General features: G+C 70.9%; 9 protein-coding genes. All 9 read right to left on the reverse strand.

The features are described 5' to 3' along the window. Positions 1–8 precede the first annotated feature (8 nt). A complete protein-coding gene (locus IE317_RS16075) occupies positions 9–2192 on the reverse strand; it encodes a glycoside hydrolase family 2 TIM barrel-domain containing protein (RefSeq protein ID WP_191310848.1) in 2184 nt (727 codons plus the stop codon). Next, complete coding sequence (locus tag IE317_RS16080) at positions 2192–4000, reverse strand: rhamnogalacturonan lyase (RefSeq protein WP_191310782.1); 1809 nt, start codon at positions 3998–4000, stop codon at positions 2192–2194. Before IE317_RS16080 ends, IE317_RS16075 begins: the two co-directional genes overlap by 1 nt. A gap of 18 nt (positions 4001–4018) precedes the next feature. Continuing rightward, complete coding sequence (locus IE317_RS16085) at positions 4019–5074, reverse strand: rhamnogalacturonan acetylesterase (RefSeq protein ID WP_191310783.1); 1056 nt, start codon at positions 5072–5074, stop codon at positions 4019–4021. A gap of 47 nt (positions 5075–5121) precedes the next feature. Beyond that, positions 5122–7389 (reverse strand): cellulase family glycosylhydrolase, encoded by a 2268-nt coding sequence (locus IE317_RS16090; RefSeq protein WP_191310785.1) that lies wholly within the window; start codon positions 7387–7389, stop codon positions 5122–5124. 171 nt (positions 7390–7560) lie between these two features. Beyond that, positions 7561–8670, reverse strand: a complete 1110-nt coding sequence (locus IE317_RS16095; RefSeq protein ID WP_191310787.1) for a glycoside hydrolase family 53 protein — start codon at positions 8668–8670, stop codon at positions 7561–7563. Beyond that, positions 8661–9734 (reverse strand): LacI family DNA-binding transcriptional regulator, encoded by a 1074-nt coding sequence (locus IE317_RS16100; RefSeq protein WP_191310790.1) that lies wholly within the window; start codon positions 9732–9734, stop codon positions 8661–8663. The genes IE317_RS16095 and IE317_RS16100 overlap by 10 nt, the downstream gene beginning before the upstream one ends. Next, on the reverse strand, positions 9731–10279 hold the full coding sequence (locus IE317_RS16105; RefSeq protein ID WP_191310792.1) for a hypothetical protein: 549 nt from the start codon (positions 10277–10279) through the stop codon (positions 9731–9733). Before IE317_RS16105 ends, IE317_RS16100 begins: the two co-directional genes overlap by 4 nt. Then, positions 10276–11106, reverse strand: a complete 831-nt coding sequence (locus IE317_RS16110; RefSeq protein ID WP_191310794.1) for a carbohydrate ABC transporter permease — start codon at positions 11104–11106, stop codon at positions 10276–10278. Before IE317_RS16110 ends, IE317_RS16105 begins: the two co-directional genes overlap by 4 nt. After that, complete coding sequence (locus tag IE317_RS16115; RefSeq protein WP_191310796.1) at positions 11103–12044, reverse strand: carbohydrate ABC transporter permease; 942 nt, start codon at positions 12042–12044, stop codon at positions 11103–11105. Before IE317_RS16115 ends, IE317_RS16110 begins: the two co-directional genes overlap by 4 nt. Between the last annotated feature and the right edge of the window lie 3 nt (positions 12045–12047).

Consider the following 12047-nt stretch of genomic DNA (forward strand, 5'->3'; position numbering starts at 1 on the left):
CTCCAGAGTCAGTTGCAGCTGCCGGTACACGGCACGAACGGCGCCGTCGTCCCGGTCAGCGTGGTCGTGCCGAGCGTCAGCCCGGCGGAACTCGCGGTCACCGTGATGGTGCCCGCACCGGTCGCGCGCACCAGGCCGTACGCAACGCCCTGGTAGGCCTTCCGCACCGAGCCGCGGAACGTCTCCTGCACCGGGCTTCCGCTGTCGACCGCCACCAGCACGCCCGGCCCGCTGACGCTGAACGTGATCGGGGCGGACGAACCGGTCACCACCCGGCCCGAGGAGTCGGCCACGGTCGCCTTGACGTAGGAGACGTCGTCGACGTCCGAGGACACGGTGCTGTGGTCGGGCGAGAGCAGCACGCGGTCGGCCGTGGTGCCGGTCGCCGGCGGCGACGTCGTGGGCGCGCCCCACGTGCGCTGCCACGAATACCCGATCGGCCGGACCGTGCCGACGCCGTCCATCAGCCCGAAGTCCGGCTCGGCGCGTGGCCACAACCCGTCGGCTTCGCCCAGGTACGCCGCACCGGTCCAGAGGAACAGGCCGGTCACCATCGCGTTGTTCCGGACCGTCGTCCATGCGGAGGTGTCGGTGCCCATCTCGGTGAACAGCCCGGCGCGCGCCGGAGACGTCTTCGCGGCCTGGATCACCTCGTCCGGCCGGTAGTTGCCGCCGAAGACGTCGACGATGGTCCGGGTGGCCCCGGTGACGTCACCGCTGTCGGCCGGCCGGAACAGGGCCTGGGTGACCGGACGGCCTGGGTCCAGGCTGTGCGCGATGGCGACCATCCGGGTCAACAGGGGCGTCCGGGTCGCGATCGGGTCGCGAATCTCGTTGCCGGTGCTCCACATCGCCACGCTGGGATGGTTGCGGTCGCGCATGACCACGCTGGTGGCGTCGACCTGGTACCACGGCACCGAGCCGCTCGCGCCGGGTACCGCCGGTGTCCCCGTCGGCGACGTCGCTGTCTTGTTGAAGTAGGTCGCGTAGTCACCGACGTCGGAGTACTTGTGCTGGGTCCAGACGTCGAAGAACTCGTCGAGGACCAGGAACCCCAGCCGGTCGGTCAGGTCGAGGAACGCCGGGCTCGGCGGGTCGTGCGCGGTGCGGATGGCGTTCACCCCGAGCGCCTTCAGCTGCGCGAGCCGCCGCTGGATCGCCCGCTGCGGCGCGGCCATCCCCAGCCCGTGCAGATCCTGGTGCAGCGCGACCCCCTGGAACTTCACGCTCTTGCCGTTGAGGCTCATGCCCGTCGACGCGTTGAACGTCAACGTGCGGATGCCGACCGACGTGACCTCGTCGTCCACCACCGTCCCGCTCACGAGGACGTTCGTGGCCAGCGAGTACAGGTTCGGGTTCGCCAGGTCCCACAGCTTCGGGTTGCTCACCGGCACGTCGTAGGCGAAGGTGGCCGACGCGCCCGCGGCGATGGTCTTGGCCGCCGTCGTCACCGCGGGCAGGGCGGCGCCGCCTGGGTCGCTGAGGACGCCCTGGACGCTGACGCTCGCCGCCGCGCCACTCTCGTTGACCACCGTGGTCTCCGCGTGCACGGTGGTGTTGCCGGGCGTGGTGACGCGGGTGGCCCACTGTCCGATGTGGACCGGATCGGTCGCGATCAGCCGCACGTCGCGGTAGATCCCGGCGCCGGTGTAGTAGCGGGACGCCGGCTGCGACGTCGTGTCGGTTTTGACGGCGACCACGTTGTCGCCGCCGAGTTTCGCCGCCGCCGTGATGTCGTAGCGGAAGCTGGTGTACCCGTAGGGATGACTGCCGATGAGCGTGCCGTTGACGTACACGCTCGCGTTGGCCATCACGCCGTCGAACTCCAGCGACACCCGGCGGTCCGCGGGCACCCCGGCCAGCGAGAAGTGCTTGCGGTACCAGCCGATGCCCGAGGGCAGGTACCCGCCACGGCCGGTGCTCGGCGCCGACTGCGAGAACGGGTTCGCCGGCGGGTTCTTGCCCTCGATGCTCCAGTCGTGCGGCACGCTGAGCTTGCGCCAGCCGCTGTCGTTGTAGGTGGCACCACCGGCACCACTGGCGTCACCGTAGTTGAACAGCCAGCCGGCGTCGAAGTCCGTGACCGTCCGGTACCGATCGGCCGCGGCGGCGGTGCCGGACACCACGGTCAGCGGGACGAGCACGAGCGCCAGCACCCCGGCGACAGCTTTCCGGAAGCTCGGCACCCCCATCACCGGGCCAACGCGAAACTGGGATGCGGCGGCTGGTTGTAGGCCGTGTTCTGCCAGGCCACGGCCTCGCGGTACTGGCGGTCCTGCATCAGCGACACGTGCGAGATACTCGTCGCGTCCGTGGTCGAGTAGATCCGCAGCGCGCGGTCGTCCGACGTCGGCCAGACGACTTCCTCGCGCCAGTCGCCGAACAGGTCGGCCTGCAGCGACGGCGTGCTCTTCGTGCCGTTGTTCGCGTGGACGCCGGAGCCGGTCAGCAGCCGGGTGTCGCCGCCGGTGCCGTACTTGTCGATGTGCGTGCCGTCCAGCAGCTCGCGCTGGGCGTCGCCGTCCCACCAGATGACGAAGTTCGTCGACGACGGCTTGCGGCCGATGTTCTGGCCGCTGGTGTTCAGCAGCCCGGACACCGCGGACGACCACGACTCGGCGCCGGGGCTGCCGGCGTAGATGTCGTCCGAGACGCCGCGGCCGTTGTCGCAGTTGCAGGAGGCGTTCTGCCAGATGATCTGGCCGGTCTTCGCGTCGGCCATCCAGGCGGCCGGCTTGGACTTGTCCTCGTCCACTTTGAACTCTTCCAGACCGGGCCGCGATGGGATCAGGTCGCCGACGTGCATGGCGTCGCCGTGGCCGTTGCGGGTGTTCCACAGCGGACGGCCGTTGTCGTCGATGGCCATCGCCCCGAAGACGATCTCGTCGCGGCCGTCGCCGTCGGCGTCCGCGATGGCCAGCTGGTGGTCGCCCTGCCCGGCGTACTGCGAGCCGGCCGAGTCCGAGTCGAACTTCCAGCGCTCGGTCAGTGCGCCGTTCCGGAAGTCCCAGGCCGCGATCACGGTCCGGGTGTAGTAGCCGCGGCTCATGATCAGGCTCGGGCGGGCGCCGTCCAGGTAGGCGGTGCCGGCCAGGAACCGGTCGACCCGGTTGCCGTAGCTGTCACCCCACGAGGAGACCGTGCCGCGCGGCGGGTCGTAGTTCACGGTGGCCATCGCGGCCCCGGTCTGGCCGTTGAACATCGTCAGGAACTCCGGGCCGGACAGGACGTACCCGCTGGAGTTGCGGTAGTCGGCGCTCGCGCTGCCGATGACCTGGCCGGTGCCCGAGCGGGTGCCGTCCGCGGTCTTCATCGCGACCTCGGCCCTGCCGTCGCCGTCGTAGTCGAAGACCTGGAACTGCGTGTAGTGCGCGCCGGCGCGGATGTTGCGCCCGAGGTCGATCCGCCACAGGCGGGTGCCGTCGAGCCGGTAGGCGTCGACGTAGACGTTGCCGGTGTAGCCGGACTGCGAGTTGTCCTTCGAGTTGGTCGGGTCCCACTTCAGGACGAGCTCGTACTGGCCGTCGCCGTCCAGGTCCCCGGCACTGGCGTCGTTCGCGGTGTAGGTGTAGCTCTCCCCGGACGGCGTCGTGCCGCCGGGCGGCGGCTGGATCGGGACGTCCCGGGTGCTCGCGGCGGCCCCGCTGGTCAAGGCCAGCGAGTCCTCCGCGGCGAAGGCCGACATCCGCTCGACCCCGCCGGCCACCGCCCGCACGGTGTACCGCGCCCCCGCGGGCGCGCCGGTGTCCACGAAGCTCGTCGGACCGGTGACCGGCGTCGCGGTCACCTTGGTGCCGTCGCGGTAGACGTTGAACGCCACCCCGGCCGGGTCGTCGGCGAGCAGGCGCCAGCCGACGGTGTTGCCCTGGGCGGTGTGGACGCTGACCACCCCGCGGTTCAGCCGGTCGATCTGCGGCGCGGCGGCGGCGCCGGCGGCCGGGGCGGGCACCAGGCCGGCCGCGACCACGGCCGCGGCGAGCCACCTACTGACGTTGCGCATGGTTGCTCCGTTCCTGGTTCAGCGCAGGTACGCGCCGAGTGAGAGGTTGAGCTCACGAATGCCTTGCACGACGAGGTTCGCCATCCGCGTCGCGCCGTAGACCGAGAAGTGGGTGTTGTCGGTGACGCCGTCGGTGGCCTGGGTCAGGTAGATCTTCTGGGAGGCCGATGGGCCGAGGGATTCGACCAGCGCCTTGCTCTTGGCCGTCAGGTCGATCACCGGCACGCCGGCGCTGCTACCCAGCGCCCGGATCACCGCGGGCAGGTCCACGCCGACGCCGTTGACGTGCAGCGCGGTCGGGGTCAGCTTGGTGCCGCTGAACTGCCGCCGCACCGGCGGGGTCACCAGCACCGGGCTGCCGCCGCGCTCGCGCACGCCGTTGACCAGTTTGGTGAGGTTGTCGCGGAACGCCGTCGCCGACGTCTGCTTGTCGTTGTGCCCGAACTGGATGAGCACCAGGTCCTTGCTCTTGATCAGCGGCTTGAGCGTGGGGAACAGCTTGCTGTTCGACAGGAAACTGCCCGAGCTCTCCCCCGAGTCCCCGTAGTTGGCGATCACGGCACCGTTGCGGACCGCGGTGGGCAGCAGCTGGCCCCAGCCGGTGTACGGCGCCACCGGCTGGTCGCAGACGGTCGAGTCGCCGGCCAGGTACGTCACGAGCGGCGCCTGGGCGGCCGTCACGGTCAGCGAGCCGATCGCGGGTGCGCTGCCGCCGAAGGTGATGTCCAGGCCCGCGGTGCCCGTGCCGCCCTGCCCGGTGGGCTGGCCCTCGGGGTTGCGGACGTTCACCGTGACGGTCGTGGGAACGACCTGGCCCGCGCTCGTCGAGACGGTGTTCAGGACCTGCCGTCGCGCCTCCACCGACATCGACGTGCTGGCCGCCGTTGTCGTGCTGCCGATTCCCACGGTGACGTCGTAGTTTCCGGGTGCGACGGCGAAGTGGCACTTGATCGGCGCGGTGCCCGAGCACTGCGCGGGAAGCGCTTTCTCGACGGCCGAGGCCACCTCCGGTGCGGAAACCAGGGTGGCCGCGGCCAGGCCGGCGAGGACGACCGCTCGCTGCCTGAGGAACATGAGGACTCCTTTGTCCTGAGGGGATACCGGCCTGCGTGGATGCCGGGTTATGCGGCTGAGCAGGTGTTGCCGTTGAGGGTGAACGCCGCCGGCGCCGGGTTGGTGCCGCCGAACGTGCCGTTGAAGCCGATGCCGGTCGAGGCGTTCGGTGCCAGCGAGCCGTTCCAGCTCAGGTTCTTGGCGGTGACGGCACCGCCGGACTGCGCGAAGGTGGCACCCCAGCCCGGCAGGGTCACCTGCTGGCCACCGGTGAAGGTGAAGGCCAGCGTCCAGCCGGTGAGCGCGCTCGTGCCGGTGTTCGTGATGGTGACGTTGGCGGTGAACCCGTTGCCACCACCCCAGTTCGAGGCGGAATAGGCGACCTTGCACGCACCGGTGCCGCCGCCCGCGCTCGTCGTCGCCGTCGCGGTCCCGGACACCGCCGAGGTGTTGCCCGCGGCGTCCCGGGCCCGCACCTGGTACCGGTAGGTGCTCGACGCGGCCAGCCCGGTGTCGGTGTACGACGTCGTCGCGGCCGAACCGACGACCGCGAAGGTGCCCCCGCTCGCCGCCGGGGCCCGCAGGACGTCGTAGCCGGTGACGCCGACGTCGTCGGTCGACGCCGTCCAGCTCAGCGTGGCGCTGCTCGAAGTCACGCCCGACACGGCCGGCGTGCCCGGAACGGACGGCGCCTGGGTGTCCGCCTGGCCGCCGCCGTAGATGGTGGCCTCCTTCGACGTCTGCCGGATGCCGTTGGCGCCGTTGAGGAACCGCTCACCCCATGGCGTCAGGCTCGCCGGGTCGAAGTTGTTCGTCATGTCGAGGTAGGCGACATCGCTGCTGTTGCCGCTCCACGACCAGCCGAGGTAGCCGAGGCCGCGGGCCTGCGCCTGGGCCATGATCGTGTCCTCGTCCGGGTTGCCGTCGGTGTGCATGTTCCCGAACTCGCCGACCACCAGCGGCAGCCCGGCGGTGCGGAAGGCGTCGAAATACGCGTTGATCTCGGCCGCGGTGTCGTAGACGCCGTACATGTGGATGGAGAAGACCGTGTTGTGCTGCGGGTCGGCGGTGAACACCGCGCCCGCGTTGTCGCGCATGATGTTCTGCCAGTCCTGGCCCCACATCGGCGCGTCGGCCATCAGCAGGTGCTGCAGCCCCGCGGCCCGCAGCCGCTTGATCGCGTTGCTCGTCGCGGTCGTCCAGGTCGCGCTGACCTGCTGGTCGTTGCCGAACGGCTCGTTGCCCAGGTTGATGACGACGTAATTCTCCTGGCCCTTCAGGGCATCGGCGACGCTGATCCAGTAGCTCGCCGCCTGGTCGAGGGTGGCGGCCCCGCTCTGCTCGCCGTACCCGGTGGTGTCGTGCACCTCCAGGACGCAGATCAGCCGGTTCTGCTTGCACTGCCCGATGATGCTCGTGACTTCGGCGGCCGGCGTCGGCCCCCACCGCTGGCCGCTGCCGAGGACGACCCGGACCGTGTTGGCGCCGAAGGATTTGATGTCGGCGAAGGCGCGGTTCTGGCCGGGGTACCAGACGTACGCGTGGTTCACCCCCCGCATCACGAACGGGGAACCGTTGGCCTCGAGGATCCGGGTGCCGTCGACGTGCAGGCCGGTCGCGGTGGGCGTGTCCGGGCCGAGCGCAGCGACCAGGGCGGGGTACCAGCGGCTCTCGATCTTCTGGATGCCGCTGGTGTTGTTGGGGTGGACGCCGTCGGTGGTGTCGGCCGCGGTGTCGAACCCGGTCCACTGGTCGACCACGGTGATCGGCGACGCCGCCGTGGAGTGCGCCTGCGCCCAGCCGGGGATGGCGTTGTTCAGGTCGGCCACCCGCTGGCCGCAGGCGGCGCAGTTGGCCGGGTTCATCGGGATGATCTTCGCCACGATCAGCTTGGTCGCCGGGTTGGCGGCCCGCATCTGGCCCAGCAGCGTGGTGAAGGCGTCGAGGATCGTGCTCGCCGGGACGTTGTTCCAGACGTCGTTGGTGCCGAGGTGCATCAGCACGATGTCCGGGTGCGTCGCCGACAGCCAGCCGGGCAGCTGGTTGTCCCGGGCGATCCCGGTCGCGAGGAACCCGCCGTGGCCTTCGTTGTCGCCGTCGTAGGAGAAGCCGCAGCCCTGCGCCGGCAGGGTGCCGACGAAGTCCACTCCCGTGTGGCCGGTGTCCTGGAGGTGCTTCCACAGCAGCGCGCGCCAGCACCCGGGCGACCCGGTGATGGAGTCGCCCAGCGCCATGACCCGCGTCGGAGTCGCCGCCCCGGCCGCGACGGGGGCCACGACCGCCCCGGCGACCAGCAGCAAGCCGGCCACGAGCGCGCGAAGGAATCGCCAGTTCATTACCGACCTCCTGGAGAACGACTCGACAGGAAAGTTTCAGGCTGGGAGCGCTCCCACCGTAACATGCGAACCACGGGCGGAACACCGGCTGCGGGACGGAAAACGGCAAATCTGCTGAACGTTAAGCTGTCCGCGCCACCGGTTCGAGAAAGCGTTTTCTCTCCATGGCGGTCATGCTCGCCAGCGGACCTGCGGGTTGACCCGGCCGGAGCGGTCGAAGACGGCCTGGTTCTCCCAGCCGTTCCCGGACCCGGTGAGGTCGGCCGGATCCCAGCCGTTGCCGTTCACCGCGTACCACGTGGGTTCCCAGTAGAAGACGCCGGTCGCGCCGGCGGCGCGGGCGGTGTCCTGCACGGCGGTGAAGTTCGCCGCCTGCCCGGCCGGCGTGGCCGGGTACCCCGCACACGGCTGGGCGGCCGAGATGGTGTTCGGCGTGTGGTCGTCGTTCGCCGTCGTGTACGGGTAGGCCGTCTCCGCGAGGACGACCGGCTTGCCGTACCGCGACCGCACGTCGGACACCACCCCGGCCAGGTTCGCCGTCGTGCCGTGCCAGTAGCAGTAGTACGACAGGCCGGTGATGTCCCACGGGACGCCTTGGGCGCGGATGCCGTCGTAGAACCAGCGGGCGTGCGCGTCGCTGTCGGCGTCCGCGGTGTGGATGACCACCTGGGTGCCGCTGTTGCAGGCCTTGGTGGCGTTGTACCCGGCCTTGAGCAGCAGGCCGAGGTTGGTGAAGTCGTTGTTCACGACTTTCCCGTCGTTCCACAGCATGCCGACGTTGATCTCGTTGCCGATCTGCACGCTGTCCGGGGTCGTGCCCTGAGCCTTGAGCCCGGAGCAGACGTCGTAGGTGTAGTCGTACACGTCGGTCTGCAGCCGGCCGATGGCGTGCGAAGCCCAGGCGGCGGGCTTGGTCTGCGTGCCGGGATCGGCCCACGTGTCGGAGTAGTGGAAGTCGACCAGGAGCTTGAGCCCCTTCGCCTTCACCGTGCGGGCGTACTGCAGCACCTTGGCCTTGTTGTTGTAGCCGCTGCGGGGGTTGTTCCACACGCGCAGGCGCACGTAGTTGACGCCGGCGCCCTTCAGGATGTCAAGGGGATCACGGGCCACCCCGGCCGCGTCGGTGTACGTGGCGCCGAGGTCGAGCGCCCGCTGGGCGGTCGAGACGTCCGCGCCGAGCATGGTGAGGGAGTTCGCGGCCGAAGCCGCCGGGACGGGCAGGGCGAGGGGCACCAGGAGCAGGGCCGCCGTCGCCAGGCGGCCGGGGCGGGTCAGATCCATTCGTTCTTCCTCTCTTCCGGCGGAGCTTTCACGTGAAAGTGGCGGCTGGGGCGCGGGCGGCGGCTCGACTCGCGGACGATCAGCTCCGGCGTGAACACCTCGTGGCGGTGTTCGTGCTCGGCAGGCGACTGCGATTCCGCGATCACCAGGGCCGCCGCCGTGCGGCCGAGCTCGTGCCTCGGCTGGCGGACCGAGGTCAGCGGCACCGCGGCCGCCGCCGCGAAGTCGATGTCGTCGTACCCCACGATCGCCAGGTCCTCCGGGACCCGCACGCCCGCCCGCACCGCGGCCTGGAGCAGGCCCAGCGCCAGCAGGTCGTTCGCGCAGAAGACGGCGTCGGGCCGCACGGTCCTGGCCAGCAGCTGCTCGCCGGCCCGCAGGCCGCACGCCACGTTGAGGGCCGGGGCCGTCAGCACCTCGAGGACCTCGGGTGGCCGACCCGCCAGCCGGATCGCGTCGCGGGCGCCGCGGTGGCGCTCGGCCGCCTGGTGGATGCCCGCCGGGCCGGTGACCATCACGATCCGCTCGCACCCCTCGGCCAGCAGGTGGGTGACCGCGAGCTCGCCGCCGTGGCGGTCGTCGACCGCCACCGAGCACAGGTCCGCCTCCGCGGTCGGGTGGTCCAGCAGGACCACCGAAATCCCCCGCTCCCGCAGCCACCGCACCTGCGCCGGCCCGGACTGCACCGGCGTGATCAGCACGCCGTGCACCCGCTGGGCGGCCAGCAGCTCGACGTGCCCGCGTTCCTTGGTCACCGATTCGCCGCTGTTGCACAGGATCACCGCGTGCCCGGCTTCGCTCGCCGCCTCCTCGACGCCGCGGGCGACGTCGGTGAAGAACGGGTTGCCGACGTCGAGCACCACCAGGCCGATCGTGCGGGCGGTGCCGGAGCGCAGCTGCCGCGCCGGCTCGTTGCGGACGTACCCCAGCGCGTCGATGGCGGCGAGGACCCGCGCCCGGGTGGCGGCGGCGACCACGTCGGGGCGGTTGAGCACGTTGGAGACCGTGCCGACCGACACCTCGGCCCGGAGGGCGACGTCCCGGATGCCGATCGGTGCCTTCACCGCGCACGCACCGCGACGGCGGCCAGCCCCAGCAACCCCGGCGCGACGACCACGAAGGCCGGCGCCTGCGCGACGACGACCGCCACGACCACGATGGCGACGACCAGCCCGACGCTGCCCCGCCAGTCCGAGACCGTCTCCCGGCCCGCGCCGGCCAGCACCTCAGGCCACCGGAGACCCGGCCGCCACGCCGCCGCGCCCCGCAGACCGGCCGCGAGGAGCCCGGCGAGCACCAGCCCCAGGACGACCCCGAACACCCGGCCGCCGGGCAGCCCGCCCAGCACCGCGACGACGTCGACGGCCCCGATGGCCAGCAGGCCCACCGGGGCCAGCACCGCCACCGGGTGGCCGAGGGCCGCGCGGAACAGCCGGGCGAACCGGCGCACGGTGGGCGTCCGGGCGTCGGCGGCGAGCTCGGTGAGCAGGACGGAACCGGCGGCCGCCGCGGCCAGGGACGTCACGGCGAACACCGAAGCCACACAGGCCAGGAGGCCGACGAACAGCACCTCCCCCAGCAGCGTCAGCGAGCGGTACCGCGTGTTCATCCCTTCAGCCCCGAGGTCGCCACGCCTTCGACCAGGTACCGCTGGAAGGCGAAGAAGAACAGCCCGATCGGCAGCAGGGCGAGCACCGACATGGCGAACATCGGCCCGAACGCCGACTGGCTCGTCTGGTCGACGAAGATCTGCAGCGCGAGCGGCAGGGTGAACTTGCCGGGGTCGTTGAGGTAGATCAGCTGCGAGAAGAAGTCGTTCCAGGTCCAGATGAAGGTGAAGATCGCGGTGGTGATCAGCGCCGGGCGCAGCAGCGGCGCGATCACGTACCAGAAGGTGCGCACGGGCCCGCAGCCGTCGATCGTCGCGGCCTCGTCCAGCTCCCCGGGCAGCGCGCGGATGAACTGCACCATCAGGAAGACGAAGAACGCGTCGGTGGCCAGGAACTTCGGCAGGACGAGCGGCCAGAACGTGTTGACAAGCCCCAGCTTCTGGAAGATGACGTACTGCGGGATGAGCACGACGTGCTGCGGCAGCATGATGGTGGAGAGCATGAACCCGAACATCGGCCCGCGGCCCCGGAAGTGCAGCCGGGCGAAGGCATACGCCGCCAGCGAGCACGACACGACGTTGCCGATCACCGCGCCGGCCGAGATCACCAGCGAGTTGGCGAAGTAGTGCCCGACGCCGTACCCGGCGACCCCGGCGAACACCTGCGTGTAGTTGTCGCCCGTGGAGTGGACCGGCCAGAGCGAAAGCCCGGTCAGCACCTCCTCAGCGGGTTTGAACGACGCCGAGATCAGCCACACGACGGGGTAGAGCAGCACCACGAGGACGAGCACCAGCAGCAGGTGCCACCCCCACGACCGGCGGGTCACCGGCCCTCCCCCGCGTAGAACACCCACCGGCGCGAGCCGCGGAACAGCAGCGCGGTGAGCACGCCGATCACCACCAGCAGCACCCAGGCCATCGCCGAGGCGAAGCCCATCCGGAAGTCGGTGAAACCGCGCTGGTAGAGGTAGAGCGTGTAGAGCAGGGTCGAGTCGCTGGGCCCGCCGCGGCCGCTGCTGACGACGAACGCGCCGGTGAACGACTGGAAACTGTGGATGGTCTCCAGCACCAGGTTGAACAGCAACACCGGGGACAGCATCGGCAGCGTCACCGACCGGAACCGGCGGACCGCGCCGGCGCCGTCGAGTTCCGCCGCCTCGTACAGCTCCTTCGGGATCTGCTTGAGCCCGGCCAGGAAGATCACCATCGGCGCGCCGAACTGCCAGACGGCCAGCGCGATCACGGCCAGCAGGGCGAACTGCGGCTGGTCGACCCAGCCACCGGTGTCCAGGCCGAACGCGGCCAGCACCCGGTCAGCCGTGCCGCCGGTGGAGAACATCGCCCGCCACACCAGGGCGAGGCTGACGCTCGCGCCGAGCAGCGAAGGCGCGTAGAACGCCGAGCGGTAGAGCCCCGCGCCGCGGTGGGCGCGGTTCAGCAGCATCGCCACGGCCAGCGCCAGCCCGAGCTTGAGCGGCACCGACAGCCCGACGTACCGCGCGGTGACGCCGGCGGCGTGCCAGAACCGGTCGTCGCGGGTGAACATCGTCGTGTAGTTGTCCAGGCCGACCCAGTGCGGCGCGTCGAACAGGTCGTAGTCGGTGAACGACAGGTACAGCGACGCGATCATCGGGCCGATGGTCAGCACCAGCACGCCGATCAGCCACGGCGACAGGAAGAGGTACCCCGTGCCCTGGCCGGCCCGGCGGCGGCGCGGCGTGGCCCGTTCCCGCGTCACCGGCCTTTCCAGCACAGCTTGCGTCATGCG

The organism is Amycolatopsis bullii, from assembly GCF_014654205.1.
Lineage (GTDB): Bacteria > Actinomycetota > Actinomycetes > Mycobacteriales > Pseudonocardiaceae > Amycolatopsis > Amycolatopsis plumensis.